Origin of the sequence: Deinococcus psychrotolerans (assembly GCF_003860465.1) — a bacterium.
GTDB lineage: Bacteria > Deinococcota > Deinococci > Deinococcales > Deinococcaceae > Deinococcus > Deinococcus psychrotolerans.
The window spans coordinates 1,440,001-1,460,853 of record NZ_CP034183.1 but is presented as its reverse complement, the minus strand read 5'-3'; the positions used below and the strand labels follow the sequence as shown (position 1 = coordinate 1,460,853).

Annotated in this window: 13 protein-coding genes, 2 tRNA genes and 1 pseudogene (1 of these 16 only partly in view); 9 read left to right on the top strand and 7 right to left on the bottom strand. The window is 62.3% G+C overall.

Going from position 1 to position 20,853, the window contains the following annotated elements:
- Positions 1–60: 60 nt before the first annotated feature.
- The 4 genes from EHF33_RS07100 to EHF33_RS07085 all read left to right on the top strand — a co-directional run bounded on the left by EHF33_RS07100 (position 61) and on the right by EHF33_RS07085 (position 11,477).
- Positions 61–3,558 carry an isopeptide-forming domain-containing fimbrial protein gene (locus EHF33_RS07100; protein WP_124869333.1) on the top strand — a complete coding sequence of 1,166 codons (3,498 nt, stop codon included), beginning with the start codon at positions 61–63 and terminating at the stop codon, positions 3,556–3,558.
- Positions 3,555–7,103 carry a porin family protein gene (locus EHF33_RS07095; RefSeq protein WP_124869330.1) on the top strand — a complete coding sequence of 1,183 codons (3,549 nt, stop codon included), beginning with the start codon at positions 3,555–3,557 and terminating at the stop codon, positions 7,101–7,103. The genes EHF33_RS07100 and EHF33_RS07095 overlap by 4 nt, the downstream gene beginning before the upstream one ends.
- Positions 7,100–10,054, top strand: coding sequence for a DUF11 domain-containing protein (locus EHF33_RS07090; RefSeq protein WP_124869327.1), 2,955 nt, complete (start codon positions 7,100–7,102; stop codon positions 10,052–10,054). The genes EHF33_RS07095 and EHF33_RS07090 overlap by 4 nt, the downstream gene beginning before the upstream one ends.
- A 256-nt stretch (positions 10,055–10,310) precedes the next feature.
- Positions 10,311–11,477, top strand: a complete 1,167-nt coding sequence (locus tag EHF33_RS07085; RefSeq protein WP_164473435.1) for a prepilin peptidase — start codon at positions 10,311–10,313, stop codon at positions 11,475–11,477.
- 69 nt (positions 11,478–11,546) lie between these two features.
- Here the strand turns inward: EHF33_RS07085 and EHF33_RS07080 are convergent, their stop codons facing one another.
- The 3 genes and pseudogenes from EHF33_RS07080 to rplS form a co-directional block, all read right to left on the bottom strand.
- Positions 11,547–13,124, bottom strand: a complete 1,578-nt coding sequence (locus tag EHF33_RS07080) for a serine hydrolase (RefSeq protein WP_124869324.1) — start codon at positions 13,122–13,124, stop codon at positions 11,547–11,549.
- Positions 13,125–13,225: 101 nt separating this feature from the next.
- A complete protein-coding gene (locus tag EHF33_RS07075; protein WP_124869322.1) occupies positions 13,226–14,212 on the bottom strand; it encodes a malate dehydrogenase in 987 nt (328 codons plus the stop codon).
- Positions 14,213–14,513: 301 nt separating this feature from the next.
- Positions 14,514–14,978, bottom strand: a pseudogene (gene rplS, locus EHF33_RS21430) (50S ribosomal protein L19); the annotation flags it as partial.
- 269 nt (positions 14,979–15,247) lie between these two features.
- Here rplS and EHF33_RS07065 point away from each other — a divergent pair.
- A tRNA-Asp gene (locus tag EHF33_RS07065) sits at positions 15,248–15,323 on the top strand.
- Positions 15,324–15,326: 3 nt separating this feature from the next.
- Positions 15,327–15,402, top strand: a tRNA-Phe gene (locus EHF33_RS07060).
- Between the two features lie 122 nt (positions 15,403–15,524).
- Here the strand turns inward: EHF33_RS07060 and aceA are convergent.
- The 3 genes from aceA to EHF33_RS07050 all read right to left on the bottom strand — a co-directional run bounded on the left by aceA (position 15,525) and on the right by EHF33_RS07050 (position 17,673).
- The gene (aceA, locus tag EHF33_RS07055; protein ID WP_124869316.1) at positions 15,525–16,838 is read right to left on the bottom strand and encodes an isocitrate lyase; all 1,314 of its coding nucleotides are present in this window, start codon (positions 16,836–16,838) and stop codon (positions 15,525–15,527) included.
- A 209-nt stretch (positions 16,839–17,047) separates the two neighbouring features.
- Positions 17,048–17,224 (bottom strand): hypothetical protein, encoded by a 177-nt coding sequence (locus EHF33_RS21080; protein ID WP_164473434.1) that lies wholly within the window; start codon positions 17,222–17,224, stop codon positions 17,048–17,050.
- Between the two features lie 35 nt (positions 17,225–17,259).
- Entirely contained in the window at positions 17,260–17,673 is a 414-nt protein-coding gene (locus EHF33_RS07050) for a RuvX/YqgF family protein (protein ID WP_124869313.1), read from the bottom strand.
- 46 nt (positions 17,674–17,719) lie between these two features.
- Between EHF33_RS07050 and EHF33_RS07045 the strand changes: the two genes are divergently transcribed.
- Together EHF33_RS07045 and EHF33_RS07040 are read left to right on the top strand one after the other, a co-directional pair.
- Positions 17,720–18,436, top strand: coding sequence for a MarC family protein (locus tag EHF33_RS07045; RefSeq protein ID WP_124869310.1), 717 nt, complete (start codon positions 17,720–17,722; stop codon positions 18,434–18,436).
- 98 nt (positions 18,437–18,534) lie between these two features.
- Positions 18,535–19,083, top strand: coding sequence for an HNH endonuclease (locus tag EHF33_RS07040; RefSeq protein ID WP_124869307.1), 549 nt, complete (start codon positions 18,535–18,537; stop codon positions 19,081–19,083).
- A gap of 57 nt (positions 19,084–19,140) precedes the next feature.
- Here EHF33_RS07040 and EHF33_RS07035 read toward each other — a convergent pair whose 3' ends face one another.
- Positions 19,141–19,389, bottom strand: a complete 249-nt coding sequence (locus tag EHF33_RS07035) for a DdrH (protein WP_124869304.1) — start codon at positions 19,387–19,389, stop codon at positions 19,141–19,143.
- Between the two features lie 118 nt (positions 19,390–19,507).
- Between EHF33_RS07035 and EHF33_RS07030 the strand changes: the two genes are divergently transcribed.
- On the top strand, positions 19,508–20,853 hold the 5' portion of the coding sequence (locus tag EHF33_RS07030; protein WP_124869301.1) for a menaquinone biosynthesis decarboxylase. The gene runs 535 nt beyond the window's last position; only the first 1,346 of its 1,881 coding nucleotides appear in the window; the start codon lies at positions 19,508–19,510; the stop codon falls past the right edge of the window.

Sequence of the window (20,853 nt, the reverse complement as noted above, 5' to 3'; positions counted from 1 at the left end):
ACTCTTTTTTTTGCATTTTCCCCTCGCTTGAGGGCAGCTGTAATTTGTTCAGGAGGCCCCGTGCGAACAGCGTTTCAATCCATTCTCCCTCTACTGTGCTTGTGGACCGGGCTGGCCTCTGCCCAGACCCAGCCGCAGCCGGTGCCTGCCGGAACACAGATCGTCAACCAGGCCACTGGCAATTACAAAGACCTGCTAGCCGGTGACCAGACCAGTCGGTCCAACATCGTCAAGACCAGCATCTCTCCGGTGTGCAGCGTTTCGGTACTGGCAAGCACTCAGGCGCTGGGCTATCAGCCGGGCCGCCCACTGGCCTTTGCCTTCACTGTCAGCAACAACGGCAATGACCGCTACAGCTTCGGCCTCCAGGGCAAAACCACACCGCCACTTGGCGCAGTCAGGCTCTACCGCGACGCTGCGCCCCTGGGCATCAGAGACGCGGGCGACGCATTGCTGACCGCGCCGGAGCAGCTCAGCCTGAACGCCGGTGAGGCCCAGTCGCTGCTGCTCGAAGTCGATGTCCCTGCCAATGCCAGCGGTCAGATCAGCGGCCTCCTCAGTGCTGCCTGCTCGAATGGCGGCACGGCCACCACCGGACAGCAGACCGCCCGGCCCGGCGCACAGCTGGAATTGTCTAAGAGCTTCTCTGCCGCCTCTGTGCAACCCAATGGTGACGTGACGGTGACCCTGCGGGCCGTGAACAGCGGCGAATTCGACGCCCAGAACGTGATCGTTGAAGACCTCTTTGAGCAAAGTCTCAACGCCGGAAACAAGAACTTTGAACTGGTTCCTGGCAGCGCCGCTCCCACGCTCGGCTCTGAGCAGGTCGCCTCGGGTGTGCGCTGGCGGGTACCGCTGCTGGCACGTCAGCAGGCCCTAAGCTTTAGCTTTCGGCTGCGTGCCCTGCCCGGCGTCAAGGTAGGTCAGCTGATCAACCAGGCCACCGCCCAGGGCCAGGATGCCCAGGGCAACGCGCTGCCCACCGCTCAGGCGCAGGCTGCTATCGCCGTGCGTCCGCCGCCGCAGATTGCGCTGGGGCCAGCCAAAAACGCCCAGGCCGCTCCCGGCGGCGAGGGCAGCGCCTCGGACCGGCAAAGCCAGAGTGGCGTCTTGCAAAATCAGGAGGTCTGCTTTGAGCACGAGCTGCAAAACCTCGGCCCTGACACTGACAACCTGAGCGTCGCGGCGCAGGCGGGCGCACCGAATGCCGTCTTTCGGACTCTCGGCGGCGCAGCACAGGTGTTCCCGGTGACCCTGGCTCCCAACCAGACTGCCGCTTTCCTGGCCTGCTACCGCGCCGCTGGCAATCAGCCGTTCGAGGCCCGTTTGACGGCCACCAGCACGGCCCAGGCCCAGTCCAATTCGACCATCGACGCCGTGGTGAGTTTCGTGGTGCCAGGCGTGGCCCTCGGCCCGGTCAACGCGCCGGAAGCGCCGGAGCTGAGCGAGAGTGACACCCAGAGCCAGCCTCTGGCCCTGGTCGGCAAGCCCAACTGCTTTGAGCAGACCCTCAAGAACACCGGCACCAACCCGGACAGCTATACCATCAGCGCCAGTTCGGTGCAGGGCGCGGCCACCACCGAGATCAAGGCTGAGCAGCCTCTGAATCTGGCTCCCGGTGCGAGCGTGACCTTCACGGTGTGCTTCACCCCGCTGCAACCCGGCACACTGGAAGTGCTGCTGACCGCCACCTCGAAGTACGGCCCGATCAACCTCACCCGTGACCGCGTTCTGAATGTGGTGTTGCCGCAAATCGCGCTCGGCCCCATCGGTAATCCGCAGGCCAACCCTGGCGGCGAGGGCAGCGCCGATGACCTTCAGGTGCGTGACAACGGCCTTCTCAACCAGCGGCTGTGTTTCTCCCAGACGGTCAGCAATCTGGCCTCCGTACCGGATCAACTCAGTCTCGGCGGCCAGGTTGATCTGGGCACAGCTGAACTGACCCTGGAAAACCTCGACGGCAGCCCCCTGGTTCAGCCGGTCGCACTCACCGCCGCTGGTCAGCCGGGCGACCACCTCGATTTCCGCGTCTGTGTCACGCCCAGCGCTTCGGCGAGCGGCGCGGCGGCGGCCCTGCAACTGACGCTCAAGGCCACCTCGGCGCTGGGCGCTGCGCCCAATGTCACCCGCGATCAGGTTGTCAGCCTCTACAGTGGCCTGCCGCGCCTGACCAAAGTGGTCGATCAGACCAGGGGCACCCCAGTGGCCCAGGGCCAGCGGCTGACCTACAGCCTCAAGTCCGAGAATCCTTTCCCCTTTGCGCTCGCGCAGATCACGGTGCAGGACACGCTCAGCGACTACCTCGACCCGGCCACGCTGGAGATCTCCGATGGTGGCCGCCTGGAAGGGAAGACGGTCATCTGGACGCTCGATCACCTCGATCCTCAGAGCGCCCGCACCCTGACGGTCAGTGCCAAGGTCAAACAGGACGCTCCCGACGGTGTGCTGGTGGTTAACCGCTTCGTCTTCAGCAGCCGAGAAGTGCAGACACCGACGCCTTCCAACGAGGTTGAGAGCCTGATCTGGAGCGCGACGTTGACCCTCGATAAGCGCTCCGATAGCGCTCAGGTGGATGTTGGCGGCGAGCTGGGCTGGATCCTGCACGTCCACAACACCTCCAAGAGCGCCGCCCTGATTGACCTGATGCTCAACGACACCCTGCCGACTGGCCTGAGCTTTGTGCCGGGGAGCGCCAAGCTCGACGGCCAGCCACTGACAGACCCGGTGATCCAGGGTCAGCTGCTGCACTTCAGCTTGCCGACACCCATCAAGGCGAACGCTACCGTGACCCTGACGTTCCGCACCCGGGTGGGTGTCGACAGCCCCGAGATCATCATCAACTCGGCCCAGGTTGAGGGCAAAGGCCAGGACACCCTGACCGCCGCCCTGACTGCTGTATCTTCCAACGTCGCCAAGAGCCAAGTGGTCCGGATCAATCCGCGTGTCTTCGCGCCGCGCGGCGAGTTGCTGGGCCGGGTTTATCTCGACCTCAACGGGGACGCGTCCTTTACGTTCGGCCAGGATCTGCCGCTGGCCAATGCCCGCCTGATCCTGGCGGATGGCCGCAGCGTCCTGACCGACAAGGAGGGGCGTTACCACTTCCAGAGTTTGCCCGAGGGCATGTGGGGGCTGCGTCTCGATCCTAACTCGGTGCCGTTCGTGCCGGAACGTGACGTCAATGATGGAGGCCTGCTGGGCAGCCGCAACATGTCGGTCTTCGCTCTGACGGTTGCCGACTTCCCGCTCGAAAAGCCGCAGGGTGACATTTATGCCGAGCGCGTCACCACCTTGCGGGTCGGAAGCGCCGTGCTGAGCAAGTCGATGCTGCAAATGAGCCTCAATACCTTCCAGGTCACCTTAAGCTTACAAACGCCCCAGGCCCTGAGCCAGCTCCACATTCTCGATCCTCTGCCGACTGGGGCCAGCATGACGGACGGCGCGTCAGAGTTGCGTCTCGACGTGCCTGCTGGTCAGCAGCAGTGGCGCTACACCTTTGAGTGGTCCGGGAAGGCGCTGCCCACCCTGACCGATCCTCAAATGGACTGGAGATACCCATGAGTTCGCTGCGTGTTCTTTCGCTCTTGATGGCTGGAACCCTGGCGCTGGGCGTTGCCCAGGCCCAGATGCCCGTTCCCGCCGTGCCTCAGCCTGAAGTCCAGCGTCTGGAAGTGAGTGCGCCTTCCCGGACGCTGGTCAATACCTCCGCTGATCTCAGCTTCACCCTCAACAATCTAGGCGAGGCTCCGGCCCAGCTCACCCTCCTGCTTGACGCCGACGCGTCTGTGGTGCTGGGCAGCAGCAGTCTCGATGTGACGCTGCAACCCCATGAAGTCCGGGTACTCAGGGTCACGGCAACCCCGTCACAGGTGGGGACTTTCCAAGTGCGGGGCCGCGTGGTCGCTCAGGGCACACCGGCAGAAGGACTGGCCGAGGAGAATGTGCAGGCGCAGACCAGCAGTTCCCTGGAAGTGTTGCCTGCGCTCAGAGCGGCGCGGGAATCTGATCTCTCACTGCCGTTCAGGGTGTCTCAGGAAGCGCTCAGCGTGGTGGTGGCCCAGCGTCTGCCGCAGGGCACTGTCTACCGGCCCGGCTCGAGTGCGCTGGCTGAAGAGCCGCTGACCGATCCGAAAGTGGGTCAGGACAATATGCTGTACTGGACCGTCAGCCTGCCGCCTGCCGACCCGGCGCTGCCCAGGGGAGCACAGCGTTCCTTTGTGCTCCGCTACAAGGTGTCGCACAGTGGCGATCTTCCGGTCCTGGCCGCTCCGGCGCTGCAAGCCCGCTTCCCTGGCAATACCGATGTGGCCCTCGTCGGGCAGATCGATGCCCAGGACTTGGCCAAGGCCAGCCAGTCCGAGGCGGCCAGCGTCAACCCCGGCGTTATCAAGTTGCCGCTGGACGGCACGGTGTTTCGTGACCGCAGCCGCATCAGCGTGGTACTCGAAGGCAGCGACACCACCAACCTGAGCGCTACTCTCAATGGTCAGCCGCTGCCGGAAGACGCGCTGGGCAAGACCGTCACCGATCCCAAAAACCACAGTGTGCACCTGGAATATTTCGGCCTGCCACTTCAGGAAGGCAAGAATGTGCTGGAAGTCGCCGGCGAACAGGTGACGGTGTTTCTGGCTGGTGCGCCGGTGCACCTGGAAGCCGAGCCGAAGCAGATCGTGGCCGACGGCTTCACGCCGCTGGAGATCAGGCTCAGCGCAGTAGACAAGAGCGGCACCACCGGACGCGACGGCTTCATGACTGTCGACAGCAACCTCGAGGTTCTCGATCCCGATGCCAACCCCACCGAATCCAATTACCAGGTCCAACTGGTCAACGGCGTGGGCATTCTGCACCTGCGTCCCCAGGCCGTGCCGACCCGCCTCAACCTCAAATTGGCCATCGGTGAACTGCGCCGCGACGTGAGCTTCGACGTGCGGCCCAACGCCACCCAGGTGGGTATCGGTACCCTCAGCGCCACGGTGGGCCTCCAGCCCTTCTCGGTGGGCGTCACCGGGCGCGGCTACTACGAGGGACCGCTGGCTGGCGGCAAGCTTTACGTGGCCGGAGCCGCCGAATACCAGGCCCGCTCGGCAGCTGGCAGCTGGCAGACCACCACCTCGGGAGGCCGCTTGCCCACCAACGAGACGACGGTGGACGGCTACACGGTCTACGGTGACTCTTCCAGCGCCTCGGTGCCGCTGCAAGGCATCGATCCGCTGGCGCTGCGCTACGAGCATCCCCGTTTCCAGGTGAGTTACGGTCAGGTGGCCTTGCCCATCACGACCCTGGCGGCGGGCGGCGGCTACACGGCCTTAACGGCCGAAACCAAGGGAGACGTGAAGTTCTCCGGTTTCGTCGCCGCCGTGCCTTCGAGCACCGTCCAGAAAACCCTGACGCCGGACGGCACCCGCCTGCTCAAGATTGGCGAGGCCGTCGAGTACGGCTCAGAGCATCTGGTCTTGGTCACCACCGACCGCACCACTGGAGTCGAACTTTCGCGCAAGCCACTCACCTGGCTGGTGGAGTACACCCTCGACGCCGATTCGGGCGTGCTGGAATTCGTGCGTCCGCTGACCTCGACGGACGAACAGCTCAATCCACAGTCGCTGGAGCTGACCTACCGCACGACTGACCCGCTGGGCCACCGCTACGTGATTGGCGGCGCACAGGTCAAGACCACCCAGGGGCCTTTCAGTGCTTCGGCGGCCATCGTCTCGCTGCGCCAGGACGGTGACCACAACACCGTTACCTTCGGCACACGGCTGAACTACACTCAGGGCACCAATACCGCCGAGGCGTATCTGGCCTATGCCCACGGTGTGCAGGCGACCCTGAGTGCCCAGACCCAGACCCAGGCGCTGTCGGTCAGCGCCCGCGCCCGCACCCAATCGGAAGGCTACGACGGCGTCGGCAAGGGCAGCGTCGGCACAGACGTTGCGGTGGACGCCAGCTACAAGGTCACGCCGCAGTTCAGTGTGCAGGCGTCGGGCCTCTACGGACAGACCCCTTCGGGCAACAACGCCTCGCTCTCGGCGTCGGCCAATTACACGCTCGCGCCCTTCACGGTGGGAGCCGGGTTACGCCAGCAACTGCTCTCCAATCCCGCCACTTTCGTGACCGCCAAGGCCGCTTATAACGGCCCGAAGCTGGGCGCTGAGGTCAGTCACGCTCAGGTGCTGAGCGGCCAAGGCGATCCGCAGACGCAGTTCAGCGTGCGCTACGCCCTGACGCCTCAGCTCAGCCTCAAGCTGACCGACGTGTTGACCTGGGGCAAGAGCAACCAGGCTGCTCTGGGCGTGGAAAACAAATTCGGCAACACCACCCTCAGCGCCAACTACGAATTGCCCAGCAGCGGCGGCCAGGGCAACCGCGCCCGCTTCGGGGCCAATACCCAGGTGCCGATCACCGACCGCCTGAGCGCCAATGTCCAGGCAGCCTACTCGGCAGACCTGGCCCAAGGCAAGAACACCACCGAGGGCGGCGTCGACCTGAGCTACCGGGGCGATCAGTTCACGGCCAGCGCCGGGATCAGTGCCAACCTGCCGAGCGACGGCGACGCCAAGCTGGTCTACAAGGGCGGCCTGAGCAGCTCAATTGGCCGGGTCTGGACCCTGGCCGCCGACGCCACCAGTGAGCGCTCAGCCGTCAGCGGCAACCGCTTGACCGTCTCGGCGGCGCTGCGTGACGGCCTGCTCGAAGGACTGGCTTACGTGCGTTACGCCGACGGCAGCCTCAAAGGAAACAGCACGGGCAGCGGCGAAGTAACCTCGCAGATTGGCCTGACCTACCGCAAGCCGCAGTTTCAGGTGCGTGGGGCGCTGAATACCCTCGATACGCTGGGGGTGGATCACGGTCTGCTGATTCAGCCGCAACTCGGCGGCACGCTCTACCTCACAGATTGGCTGGGCATGGGAGTCTATGGCCGCGCCCTCTATCAGCCGGGATTGCAGCAAGTGCAGTGGGGCCTGGGTCTGGAAGGCACCGTGCGGGTCTTCGACGGCACCTGGGCCACCCTGGGCTACAATCCCACCGGCTTTAACGGCATCGGCAGCGACACCCACCAGGGTTTTTACCTGCGGCTCGATCTGCTGCTTCAGGAGAACAACCGATGAATCTGAATCTCTTCGCCCGGCGGGCCTCGCCTACGCCGCTCTCTGTCATAGCGGCCAGCACTGGCGTTCGCAAGCCCCGTTTCAAGGGTGTCTTGCTCTCTGCGGCCTTGCTTTCTACGGCCTTGCTGGTGATGACCTCGCCGTTCGTGGCTCTGGCTGAAGTTTGCGCGACACCTGGCAAGGACGGCAGCACTTTTAATCCCAACAGTTACTACCCGGCGGCGGCAGGAACCTCAGCGGCTTCAGGCACTTTCAGTATAAGCTTGGGCACTAAACGCGCCACCCCCACTTCAAATGATCTGGCAGCAGGTGACCTAGTACTGATTGTGCAGATGCAAGATGCATTGATCAACAACTCTGACAGTGGGAGCTACGGCGATGGCATTAGCGGTCGGGGTTATACCAGCTTGCGGAGCGCAGGGTACTATGAATTCAACGTGGTGAGTGCCATCACCGGGACTACGCTCACGCTAAAAAATGCACTGGCAAATACATACACCAATGCCAATGCCAGCACCTCCACTGGGCAGCGGCGCTTTCAAATCGTGCGGGTGCCACAGTTTTCGACGCTTACTCTCGCCAGCGATATTTCGGTGCCTGCCTGGGATGGAACCAGCGGGGGGGTATTCGCGCTTAATGTCGCCGGAACTCTCAATTTCAACGGAAAGACTATTGACGCTTCGAATGCTGGCTTTCGCGGCGGCGGTTCACGTCAAGATGACGTTGTAAGTGGCCAGAAAATCGTCAACTACGCCACGCCCTACTCCACGACAGTCGCAAACTACGGCGCATTCAAGGGGGAGGGGATCGCAGGCACCCCGCGTTTTGTGCGTGACTTGACCAAAACGAGCGTGGCCTATACTGGGACGGATCTCGGCATTTCTGGCTATCCTACTGGCACAGTGACGCTGGGTGTGACGGGAACAACTGCCAGCGTCACAGGGGGACTGGACCGTTCTCGGGGCGCACCAGGCAACGCGGGCGGCGGCGGCGACCAGCACAACGCGGGCGGCGGCGGCGGAAGTAATGTGGGGGCAGGCGGGACTGGTGGCAACAGTTTCGCTTTCTACCGCAACCCTGCCAGCGGAACCTGTGTCACCTTTAGCGGCACCTTCAACGCCTGCGACGGTGACGGTGCGCGAGATGTCGGCGGCCTCGGCGGGGTAGGCATCTCTCCCGCAAGCCTTTATCCCAACGCTGAACGGCTGATCGTGGGTGGCGGCGGCGGCGCGGGTGATAACAACAACGCTACCGACGATAATCCGACGATCCCTCAGGGCAGCGGCGGCAACGGCGGCGGCGTGATCTTTGTGGTGGCCAACACCATCACCGGCACAGGCATACTGCGTGCCAATGGGCAAAACGGCCAACCTGCCGGACGTGACGCTGCCGGTGGCGGGGGTGCGGGCGGTACGGTTGCCATCGCCACCAATACCAATAACCTGTCGGGCCTGAGCATTCAGGTCAACGGTGGGAGCGGCGGCAATTCGGCACTCCCCCTCAAGGGAGGAGAAACCCAGGGGCCGGGCGGCGGCGGCGGCGGCGGCGCGGTACTGCTGACCACCAACGTCACGACGCCCCCAGGAGTCGGCTTTCTTGGCGGCGCTGCTGGGGTCAACAATCCGGTCGCTGGAGTGACCAACGTGTACGGCGGCTCTGCGGGAGTTGGAGGCAAAGGGGACATCGTCTACAACAACAACGCCATCCCGCGTACTCCCTTCTGCTTTCCCCAACTCACTGTCACCAAAGTGACCACCACGCCCCAGCTGCTCAATACGCCGAGCAGTACCCAGACGCCTGCTTACAGAATTACCATCACGAATGCGCCGAACGTTGGGGCAGCCAACGGAGTCCAGGTCGTTGATGCCTTACCGACCCCCTTCACTTACGCTGGCCCCACTGTCTATACGCCGAGCGGCACGTCCGTCACCCGGCCCACAAGCAGCGATCCTGCGGCCAGCGCCACCGCCCTGACCTGGAGTTCGTTCGTCATTCCTGGCGGCCAGAGCGTGACGCTTGACTTTCCCATCAACCGCTTGCAGGGGGTCGGCACCTTCCAGAACTCGGCCTCGGTCAGTTTTCTCGATCCTACCGACAGTAGTGGCACACGTCTCGTGTCGCCCGGAGCCACCTATACCGGTGGCGGCACCGTGGCGGGGAGCAATTACGCCAGCACGTCTTCAACCGCTGAGGACATCACCATCGAGAGTGATCTGCAAGTCACTAAACAGGCGCTCAAGACGGGCACTGCTATCGCGCAGACCACACGAACCAACACTCAGAGCTTCGATTACCTCATCACCGTGACCAATCTCAAGGCGGTGAATGCCACGAACGTGACCGTGACCGACGCCAACTTTCCCAGCACCGTCACGCCTGGAACGGCCACGATCGTCGCCACACCTGCCACGCCTGCAACAGGCGCTGCCTTTGATCCGGTGACCAAGAAACTGACTGTAAGTGCGCTGGCAGCGGGGCAGAGTGTCAGCGTGCGGATTCCCGTGACGGTGAACTTGAATGCGTTGACCGCAGCGGCAACATCCAATACGGCCACCCTCACGGTCTCTGCGCCAGTAGATGACGGTACCAATGGATCGGTGACGGCCAACAATACGCAGACGGTCACGACCTACTTCAACCCGGTGCAGCTCAAGAAGTATGTCCGCAACGTAACGGCCAGCGAAACGACCGATACCACCCGCACCACGACCACTGCCAAACCTTTAGACAAACTCGAATACTGCGTGCAGGCCACCAGCTTGCTCACGACAGCGTTGAGTGTCAATGTCTCTGACCCGCTGCAACCCAACCAGACCTTCGTGGCAGGCAGCATCACCAACACCACAGGCACGCCAGTCGGCAGTTATGCTTCCAACACAGTCTCGGGCACCTTGCAGGGTATTAGCGCCAGCCAGTCCGGCACCCTCTGCTTCCAGACCACCGTCAACTGATCTCGCCGTTCACTCTGTCCAGTGGCCTTCACCCCTCGCGTGGGTGGGGCTGCTTTTCTATCGGGCCTTATCTCTGGATCGACTGCCCAGGAAGCGGGCAGGCTCTATCCGGGTCGGAGAGGGGTACGTTCAGACGTGTGCGTTCATGATGCCGTCCAAGTTGCGGGATGCCGAAATGTCAGCCTGATTGGACTTCAAGCTGTGGACTTTTCTCCCGAACCCTTTTTTGTAAGACTTCACGCCTTAAACTTCAGCCGTGAATCTGGATGTGTATACCGTCGCCGTGTTGTTCGTCTTGGGCCTGCTGATCGGCTCATTTTCCAACGTGCTGATCTGGCGCTTGCCCAGAGGCGAAAACGTGGCTTTTCCGCCGAGCCACTGCCCCAACTGTAACCACCAGCTCGGGCCGCAAGATCTGGTGCCGGTGGTGTCGTGGGCCATGCTGGGCGGCAAGTGCCGCTACTGCAAAGCGCCGATCAGTGCCCGCTATCCGGTGATTGAACTCATCAGCGGTGCGGGGTACGCGGCACTGGCCCTGCTGTTTCCGATCAGCAGCTTCGGCGCGGGCGTTATCGGACTGTGCTTGCTGTTTACCATTTTGCTGGTCGCTTCCATCATTGACTTCGAAACCTACACCATCCCCGACGAGCTGACCATTCCCGGCACCGCCATCGGCCTGATTTTTGGCGCGGTCAACGGCGCGGCCCTCTCGCCGCTGCCCAATTTCGAAGCGGCCCTGCGCGGAGCATTGATGGGCGCAGGCGTGTTGGTTGTCATCAGCTTACTGGGCGGCTGGGTGCTGCGGCGCTTTCGTGAGCGGCTTTATCCGGAGGTGCCGATTGGCTATCAGCAGATCGCGCTGGCCCTCTTTGGCGGCGTGCTGTTCGGCGGAGTGTGGGGCAGTTGGTGGGCGGCTTTGGCGGGCGGCGCGGCACTGGGCGTGATTTCTACTGTCATCAATGCGGCGGCCCGCCGAGCCGTGCGCGTTCCCGAACTGCTAACGCTGGGCGGCTCACTACTGGCTTTGGCGTTTTTCAGCGCACGTGGCAGCCTTTCGCTGCTGACGGGTATTCAAGGTGGCCTCGCCGCTGCGGGGGCGCTCAGTCTGCTGGCGGGGGCGTACTGGTGGCTGAGCAGTTCCAACGCCACCGCCGAAGACGACGACAGCCCCAGCGACCCCACCGCGATGGGTTTTGGGGATGTGAAGCTGGCGGCCGTCATCGGAGCATTTCTGGGTTTCGAGCGCTTGCTGGTGGCCCTGGCAGTGGCAGTGGTGGCGGGCGCGGTGCTGGGCTTAATCCAGCGCTTTACCGGCGGCGAAAATAAACTCAAATTCGGGCCGTATCTGGCGATAGGCGCGGTGGTGGCCTTGCTGTGGGGTGCGGCGATTATTGAGGCTTATCAGGGGTATTTGGGGCTGTAGACGCCCCTGAGCAGTGGACGCATAGAAGTGGGGAGCGGGCCGAGTGGCAAGCCTGCTCCCCATATCCATTTACCGCACTGCTTGCAGCACCTTGCTGTAAGACCCTGCAAAGGCGGTTTGGTCAATCGACTTGCTGTCGTTGCTGGTGGCACTCACGCAAACCGTGCGCCCGTCTTGCGTCGTCACCTGCGTGGTCAAGTTCAGCACGCCGCCTTCGCTGCCGCCTTTGTAACTGACCGTCTTAAACAAGCTGGGATCGGCCACGCCCGCTTCAACTTGCATCAGTGGCAGGGCAGCGACTTCGTTCATGAGGCCGCACAGCGTCGTGACCGGCACAAACCATTCCACTTGCGGCGAGGTGATGGCGTCTGCGGCAAACAAACTCACGCTCGGCAGCGGCGCGGCGGCAGCTTGCTCTAATACTGCTTTCTTCTGGGCGTCGTTGCCGCTGAGGTAAGCGTCCAAGAGCGCTTTGTTAACCGGGTTCTTGAGGGCGAAAAATTCGCGCGTGTTGGGTAAGGCCGCTTGTCCAAGCCGCTTGGCCACGCCGACGCGCCCCACCAAGCGCAGCAGCACGTTGGTGGCGGTGTTGTCGCTCTGCGAGATCATCAGCGTCGCCAAACTCTGTAAGGTCAGCGGGGCGTTGTCGGGCCAGGTCTGCAAGAAGCCGCTGGGCAAGGCTTTGTCTTGTGCCTGCACCGTAGTGACTTCCGACCACTGGTGCTGTCCCGTCTTCATCTGGGCCAGCAACTCGGCCATGATGCCCAGTTTGAAGGCCGAGCCCACCGCCAGTTTTTGATCTGGACTCAGACTGCCTGTCACTTTCCCGTTTTCGACGACCACCACGCTATTTTGCCCAGTCAGTTTGCCAAAAGCGCTTATGGCCTCAGCCAAGTTCGGTTTTTGGTTGGGTGTGCCCGCGCCGAGCAGAAGTCCAGTGAAGCGGCCCTGCGCGTCCACACTCGCTCCCTTGATCGGTAAAGTCCCCTCAGTGAATTTGGCAGTGAACCCACCGTCCTTGCCCGCCTCCACACTTTGAAAGGTGCCGAGGCCGCTGCTGGCACTCGCCAAAATGGGGGAGAGCTGCGTCACCGGCACCTGCTTGAGGAAGTCGGCAGAAAACCACTCGGGGCTGAGCGTTTTGGCTGACAAAAGGCGCGTGAGGGCGGCTTGCACAGTGACTGCCGCGTTTGAAGTTGGAGCGGCTGACGTGGGCGGGGTTGTAGGGGTTGTAGGCGAAGGTTGAGCGGGGGTGGCTGAAGTGGGCGCAGTGTTGGCCTGCTGTCCCCGCAAAAACAAGCTGGTGAACTGGCCCGCCGCGTTGAGCTGGGTCTCCACCGTGACTGTGCCGCCCACGTAGCGCAGGCGGTAGCGGTTGCTGCCGAGGTCGTCCACGCTCTGGAACGCGCCGTACTGCTCTTTAAAGCTCCGAAAGCCGCCCGCTACTTGCGGCAGAGCGCTGGCAAAATCGGGCGTAAACCAACCAGCCTCCACTTTTTCCGCCGCTGCCAAGCGGGTCAGCGCGGCCTGCGGCGTGAGAGCGGCGGCACTGGTCGCTGGCGCAGCAGTTTGAGCTGTGGTCGTTTGGGCCAAAGTCACAGAGCCGAAAGTGAGGCCGAGGAGGGCGGTGAGAAGCAACTTGTTCATGCTTACGACTATGCGTGAAGGATGTTCAGAGTTGCAAGCCCAAAAAAGCGGCCCCACTTTAGGAGCCGCTTAGCGTTACTTTGCTGTCCGGGTTGGTTGAGTTACTTGACTAAGCCCAAATCCCGCACGGCGTCCCGCTCTTCTTCGAGCTCCTTAGCAGTGGCGTCCATTTTGGCGCGGCTGAAGTCGCTGATGGGCAAGTCCTGCACGATGGCGTACTTGCCTCCCTTGACAGTGACCGGAAAGCCGTAGATCAGGCCCTCGGGAATGCCGTAACTGCCGTCCGAAGGAATGCCCATGCTGACCCACTCGCCGTCTTTGGTTCCCAGCGCCCAGTCATGCATGTGGTCAATGGCCGCGCTCGCCGCACTCGCCGCGCTGCTGGCTCCCCGCGCCTCAATGATGGCGGCTCCGCGCTTGGCCACCGTGGGAATGTACTCTTCTTCGTACCACTGCTGATCGACCAAGTCCAGCGCCTTCTTGCCGCCGACAGTGGCCTGCGACAAATCAGGGTACTGGGTGGAGCTGTGATTGCCCCAAATCGTCAGGTTCTTGACGTCGCTAACCAGCGAATCCGTTTTGGCGGCGAGCTGCGAAATGGCGCGGTTGTGGTCGAGTCTGACCATCGCCGTGAACTGCCCAGCGTCCAGTTTGGGGGCGTTTTGCTGGGCGATCAGGGCGTTGGTGTTGGCGGGATTGCCAACCACCAGGACTTTCACGCCCCGGCTGGCCACTTCGCTGAGCGCTTCGCCCTGCGGCTTGAAGATGCCGCCGTTGGCTGACAGCAAATCGCCGCGCTCCATACCGGCCTTACGCGGCATCGCGCCGACCAACAGCGCGTAGTCGGCGTCTTTGAAAGCCACCATCGGGTCGTCGCTGGTGACAATGCCGTGCAGGAGGGGAAACGCGCCGTCATTGAGTTCCATTACGACGCCGCTGAGCGCTTTGAGGGCGGGCGTGACTTCGAGGAGCTGCAAAATGACCGGCTGATCTTGGCCGAGCATGTCGCCCGCCGCAATGCGGAACAGCAAGCTGTAGCCGATTTGTCCAGCTGCGCCGGTGACGGCCACACGTACAGGTTCTTTCATGAATGGTTCCTCCTGAGTTCTTGCGTAGGAATTTGAATGCGCGTTTATGCTACCCCACCCAGCGAGGTCAGCGGGTTCAGGTTCCTTTGTGGGTAACGGCGGGGTGGCGCAGCGCCAACAAAAAACTCCACCCTCACGTGGAGAGTGGAGCTGAGCCCGCAAGCGGTTATTCGCTTTTGGTTTCGGGAGCAGCTTGCTCGGTTTCGGCTGCTTCTGGCGCGGCAGCTTGGGCGGCTTCAGCTTCCTGTGCGGCAGCAGCTTCTTGGGCAGCTTTGGCAGCGGCTTCGGCGTCCTTGGCGGCTTGGGCTTCCTGCGCGGCTTTGTCCAGCGTCGCTTGTTCGGCGGCGGCGGCTTTGGTGCGCTGATCGCGGGCGGCGTCTTTCATCACGCGGCCACGGTCATTCTTGATGCGGGCCGCTTTACCACGCAGTTCGCGCAAGTAATACAGCTTGGCACGGCGCACTTTGCCGCGCTCCAAGATGGTGATTTTGCTGATCAGCGGGGTGTTGAAAGGAAACACGCGCTCCACGCCTTCGCCGAAAGAAATCTTGCGAACCGTAAAGCTTTTGCGGCTGCCGCCGCCGTTGATGGCGATGACGACGCCTTCGAAAGCCTGCACGCGGGTGCGGGTGCCTTCGACCACTTTGGTTTCCACGCGCACGGTGTCGCCCGCTTGGAAGTCCGGCGCATCGGCTTTGATGTGCGGCTGCTCGATGGAGCGCAAAATAGCGCCACGGTTGATTCTGGGGATGCTGCTCTTGGTCATGGTTGGTTCTCCTTTGCGCTGGCGGATCACACCACCTCTCGCTGCTCAGCAAGCAGATGTGTTCACAGTCGCGGGTGCTGCTGTCCTCGCCGCTCGGCCTTCGCCGGGGCAACCTCAGAAGTATAAGGGCACAGGAGCGCAAGGTAAAGCCCTCTTTGCGGCGCGGCGGTGTCGTGGTTGACAATGCCTCAGGGCGCGGCTATCCTTTAACCCGCTGCGAAAGCGGCTGCGCCGAGGTCTGAAGTTCAGTGCCGAAGCGCGAAATATCTGGTCTGGTAGTGTAGCGGTTAGCATATCTGCCTGTCACGCAGAAGGTCGCGGGTTCAAATCCCGTCCGGACCGCCAGATGGCAAAGTAGCTCAGTCGGTAGAGCAAACGACTGAAAATCGTTGGGTCGCCGGTTCAAGTCCGGCCTTTGCCACCACCTCAAACTCCCTCGTCTTCTGGCGGGGGTTTTTGTTTTGTGCTCCGGGAATCAGCACGCCGAAGCGGGAAAGACCAGTCAAGGCCTTTCCCGCTTCAGCGTTGTGCTCTCTATTTAAAAGTTCAGTCGTGCGCGGCGGCCAGCTCCCTATGGCTCTCTCCAAACTGCTGCGCTTCGGTGCTGCCCGCCAGCGCGGTGGTGCTGCTTTTGCCGCCCGCCGCTGCGTTGGAGACCAAGTCAAAGTACCCCGTACCAACCTCGCGCTGGTGCTTGACCGCCGTAAAGCCGCGTTTCTGTGCCGCGAATTCTTTTTCCTGCAACTCCACGAAACTTTTCATCTGGTTTCTGGCGTAGCCGTAAGCCAGCTCGAACATCCCGTGATTGAGACTGTGGAAGCCCGCCAACGTAATGAACTGGAACTTGTAGCCCATCTTGCCGAGTTCGACTTGAAACTTGGCAATCGTTTCGTCGTCCAGATTCTTCCGCCAATTGAAGCTGGGCGAGCAGTTGTAGGCCAGCAGTTTGCCGGGAAACTGAGCGTGAACAGCCTCGGCAAAGCGGCGGGCGTCGTCCAGGTTGGGCACGCTGGTTTCGCACCAGATCACGTCGGCGTAGGGCGCGTAGGCCAGGGCGCGGCTGATGGCCTGCTCCATGCCGGGTTTGACATAGAAAAAGCCTTCGGGAGTGCGCTCGCCAGTGCAAAAGACTTTGTCGTTCTCGTCGATGTCGCTGGTCAGAAGGTTGGCGGCGTCGGCGTCGGTGCGGGCGATGAGTACCGTCGGCACACCCGACACGTCGGCGGCGAGGCGGGCGGCGTTCAGCGTGCGGATGAACTGGCTGGTCGGCACCAGAACCTTGCCGCCCAGGTGTCCACACTTTTTCTCGGAGGCGAGTTGGTCTTCAAAGTGAACGCCCGCCGCGCCCGCTTCGATCATCGCCTTCATCAGCTCGAAGGCGTTGAGCGGCCCGCCGAATCCGGCCTCGGCGTCGGCCACGATGGGCGCGAAGTAATCGATCTCGCCCTCACCCTCAGAATGCTGAATCTGATCGGCGCGGCGCAGCGTGTTGTTGATCCGCTTGACCACGTCCGGCACCGACGAGGCCGGATAAAGGCTCTGATCCGGGTACATCTGGCCCGCGTTGTTGGCGTCGCCCGCCACCTGCCAGCCGCTCAGGTAGATGGCCTTGAGACCGGCTTTGACCTGCTGCATGGCCTGATTGCCGGTCAGTGCGCCGAGGGCGTTGACGAAGTCTTCTTGCTTCATCAGTTGCCACAGTTTTTGTGCGCCGTGCTTGGCCAGCGTGTGCTCGATCTGGAGGCTGCCGCGCAACTTGACCACTTCGGCGGCGCTGTAGTTGCGCTGAATACCTTGCCAGCGCTCCTCGGTTTTCCAGGTCTTTTCCAAAATCTCGGCGGGCGTGCGGGGATTGGTCATGGTCGGCTCTCCTTGTGAGGGGGAAGAAGTCCGCGCCTTTAGAGCCGTTCTCTAAAGTGCTGGGCCTTCTTTTGAATGCCTCATGTTGGCAGAGCTGAGCTGCTTTAGGGCGTGTTGTACCCGTGCTGGACGGCGTTACTTGATTTGAGGCGTACACCGCAGAAGTGGTGTAGTCGGGCGGGAAAGTACACCACTCAGAGCGCGGCAGCTTACCGCAGCACTTCTTCGGTCACCTTCGGGAGCGGCGCGTGCGCTCCGCCCTTGCGCGGGCGGGGGCCGTGCGGAGCGGTCACGGCGGCGAGGTGGTCGCCCTGCTGATCGTCGGGACGGGTGGGCCGAGCCAACAAGCGACTCAGCAGCGAACGCACAGCTGAAAGTAGGTTCATGCTCCAGTCTAGAGTTTTTTTACGTTGCAGCTTCGTTACTCTGCTTGAGTTTGTAGCCGCGCCACACGCCCCTGCACGTACAATTCCAGAATCTGCACGGCGGCGGCTTCGTCTAAGTCGGTTGCGCCAAGCTCGCGGGCACGGCGGGTGGTGAAGCGCTCGTCCTGGTACACCACTTCGGCTCCCACCTTTTGCAGCTCGCGGCCAAACGAGCGCACCCGGTCAGCCGTTGGACTGGCCGAGCCGTCGATGCTCAGCGGCAAGCCCAAAACCAACACGGCGGCGGCCTCTTGGCGCTGCTTGTGCAAGATGGCTTTGAGGTCGCGGGGCAGCCGGGTACGGTCAAAGCTGCCGCGCCCAAACACCAACGCGCCCTTATTGACGGCGTAGCCCACCCGATTTTTGCTGACATCGAGGGCGAGGAAAACGGGCAGGCTGGGCTGGCTCATGCGCCAAGTGTAGCGGCTGCCAGGATCGCTGGCATAGGCTAGGGCCATGAACACGGTTGCCCTCACCAGTATTGCCCTGCAAACCTTCTTGACCATGGTGGTGGTCATGGATCCTATCGGGCTGGCCCCGCTCTACATCGGCCTTGCCAGCAACCGCTCCAGAGCAGATCGCCGCTCGATTGCCCTCAAAGCCTCACTGGTGGCCGGCGGAATTATCTTCACGTTTGGGCTGATCGGCAAACCGCTGCTCGATTATCTGGCGATCAGCCTCGACGCCTTCAAAGTGGCGGGCGGTGTGCTGCTGTTCTTAATCGCGCTGGATATGGTCTTCGGGCGCGGCAATCTCAGCCACGAGCCGTCGCAAAAAGACCAGATGCCCGAGCCGCATGAAGCGCAGGGAGAAGCTGCTCAAACGCAATCTCCCAAAATCACGCCGAGTCCGGCTCCCCAAGCTCACCTCAGCGGTGCCGCCGACATTAGCGTGTTTCCTCTGGCCATTCCGCTGATCGCTGGCCCCGGCACGCTGGCCAGCATCATGATCTTGGCGGGCGGAGCGCACGGCCAAGCGCTGCTGCTCGGCGGGGTCTTCGTGGTCACGGCGGCGGTGTTGGTGCTGTGCTACCTCGCTATGCGGCTGTCAGGGCCCATCGCCCGCTTGATGGGCGAGTCGGGCATTCACGTCATCACGCGGGTATTGGGCGTGCTGCTCGCTGCCTTGGCGGTGCAGTACGTCGCCGATGGAGTCAAGGGATTTCTCGCCTAATTCGCGAAAGCTGCGGCTTACACCTGCGCCTTGACGCTTAGGTCGCCTAAGCTGTTCGGCGCAACATTGTGCTGACGATTTGCGTTTAAAATAATTCAATGAACGGGCCAGAGACTTTTGCTGCGCCTTTACGGGTGGCCACGAATCTGAACGTGCCGCGCGTGCTGGTGCTGAACGCTTCTTACGAACCGCTGCACGTCACCAGTGCCAAGCGGGCCATCACTCTCATTCAGTACGGCGTCGCCGAAGTCCTGGAAAACAGCGACGACGTGGTGCGCTCACCCAGCACGGTTCTGGCGGTGCCCAGCGTGATCCGGCTGCGGCGATACATCCGCCGCCCGCGCATTCACCCGATTCCCTTTAACCGCCGCAACGTGCTGAGGCGCGACGCCTACACCTGCCAGTACTGCGGTGAGAAGGGTGATCTGACGCTCGACCACGTGCAGCCGCGCTCCAAAGGCGGTCGGCACAGTTGGGAGAATGTGGTGGTGGCCTGCCGCGCCTGCAACCAGCGCAAGGGCGACCGTACCCCCGAGCAGGCCGCTATGCCGCTGAGGCTGCGCCCACGCGCTCCCAGTTTCGGCTTCTACGCGCAAGGCCAGTTTGCCCAAGACCGCAACGAGTGGCACAAGTATTTGAATCTGTAACCATCACGAGAAGTCCCGCCTGTTACCGTAGGCGGCACTTCCCGTAAGTTCGGTTTTTTAAGCTTGAGCGTTGGTGCTCTTTTTGGGCGGCATTTCTGCTCCCGATTGCTGATAACCCGCACTGAAGCCTGCCTGTGCGCCGAGCTGCCAAGCCAGTTTGAGCATAAACAAAACCGCTTCGTCGTCACCTTTGGCCATCAGATCGCGCAGGTGTTCGGGCAAGCCTTCGGGCAAAGGCATTTGCTTGAGCTGCTCGCCGTACTCGGCCCGCAGATTCTCAAACCATTCCACGTAAGGATTCATCATCGTCCAAATCTAACACAACCACACTCAAGGAATGTAAGTTTAAAAGCTGATTTTTGAGCTGGCTGTATCTGGTAAGCGAGCGGACAGAAGTTGGCTGGGTAGCCCCTAGACTGCGCTCATGGCTTTCCCTGACCTTCATTCGTTCATGGCCCTCCTCGAAGCGCGGGGCGAACTCCTGCGAATCAGCACCCCCGTCAGCAGCGACCTCGAAATCACTCAAATCGCCGACCGAATGGTCAAAGGCGCTGGCCCGGCCCTGCTCTTCGAGAACGTTCGCCTGATGGACGGCAGCCCCAGCGCTTTTCCCGTCGTGATCGGCTTGATGGGCACCCGTGAGCGCACCGCCCTTTCGCTCGGCGTCGGCGACCTCGACGAACTGGCGGTACGGGTTCGCGCCCTGATCGATATCAAAGGCAGCGGCGGGTTGCGCGGCCTGCTTTCCAACTTGCCCAAATTGGGCGACGCCGCTCACCTCCTGCCCAAACGGGTGAGTCGCGCCGCCGTGCAGGAAGTCGTCTGGACTGGCGACGAAGTGGACTTGACCAAGCTGCCCATCCTCAAGTGCTGGCCCCTCGACGGCGGCCCCTTCGTGACGCTGCCGCTGGTCATCACCAAAGACCCCGAAACTGGCGAGCGCAACATGGGCATGTACCGGATGCAGGTGATGGGCAAAAACACCACCGGGATGCACTGGCAGCGCCACAAAACCGGCACCAAGCATCTGGAGAAAGCCAAGAAGCTGGGCCAGCGCCTAGAAGTGGCGGTGGCCCTCGGCGGCGACCCGGCCCTGATCTATGCCGCCACCGCGCCGCTGCCGCCGATTCCGGGCTTGGACGAATTCGCGTTGGCGGGCTACTTGCGCGGCCAGCGCTACCCGGTCATCAAAGGCGTCACGGTTGATTTGGAGGTGCCGGCCAACGCCGAGTTTATTTTGGAGGGCTACGTCGACCCGGCAGAGGAATGGGTGATGGAAGGTCCCTTTGGCGACCACACTGGCTTTTACACCCTGCCTGACCTCTACCCGCGTTTTCACGTTACCGCCGTGACCATGCGCCGGGGAGCGGTCTATCCGGCGACCATCGTGGGCCGCCCGCCGATGGAAGACGCTTACCTGATCGAAGCCAGCGAGCGCCTGTTTTTGCCCGCTGCCCAATTGATCTTGCCGGAGATCAGCGATTACCACATGCCGCCCGTCGGTGTAGCCCACAACTTGGTGGTGGTCAGCATTAAAAAAGCCTTCCCCGGCCACGCCTACAAAGTCGCCAACGGTCTGCTGGGCCTCGGTCAGATGATGTTCGCCAAAGTCATCGTGGTTGTGGACGATGACATCACGGTCAATGACATGTCTGCCGTGTGGCAACGGGTGGCGCAACTGGTCGAGCCGGGCCGAGACAGCCTCGTGTCACGCGGCCCGATTGACGCTCTTGACCATTCCAGCCGGACTTGGAGTTACGGCGGCAAACT

Coding starts and splice junctions, on each gene's coding strand:
- EHF33_RS07095 (WP_124869330.1), top strand. CDS start 3,555: ATGAGTTCGCTGCGTGTTCTTTCGCTCTTGATGGCTGGAACCCTGGCG.
- EHF33_RS07090 (WP_124869327.1), top strand. CDS start 7,100: ATGAATCTGAATCTCTTCGCCCGGCGGGCCTCGCCTACGCCGCTCTCT.
- EHF33_RS07080 (WP_124869324.1), bottom strand. CDS start 13,124: ATGAACAAGTTGCTTCTCACCGCCCTCCTCGGCCTCACTTTCGGCTCT.
- EHF33_RS07075 (WP_124869322.1), bottom strand. CDS start 14,212: ATGAAAGAACCTGTACGTGTGGCCGTCACCGGCGCAGCTGGACAAATC.
- aceA (WP_124869316.1), bottom strand. CDS start 16,838: ATGACCAATCCCCGCACGCCCGCCGAGATTTTGGAAAAGACCTGGAAA.
- EHF33_RS21080 (WP_164473434.1), bottom strand. CDS start 17,224: ATGAACCTACTTTCAGCTGTGCGTTCGCTGCTGAGTCGCTTGTTGGCT.
- EHF33_RS07050 (WP_124869313.1), bottom strand. CDS start 17,673: ATGAGCCAGCCCAGCCTGCCCGTTTTCCTCGCCCTCGATGTCAGCAAA.
- EHF33_RS07045 (WP_124869310.1), top strand. CDS start 17,720: ATGAACACGGTTGCCCTCACCAGTATTGCCCTGCAAACCTTCTTGACC.
- EHF33_RS07040 (WP_124869307.1), top strand. CDS start 18,535: ATGAACGGGCCAGAGACTTTTGCTGCGCCTTTACGGGTGGCCACGAAT.
- EHF33_RS07035 (WP_124869304.1), bottom strand. CDS start 19,389: ATGATGAATCCTTACGTGGAATGGTTTGAGAATCTGCGGGCCGAGTAC.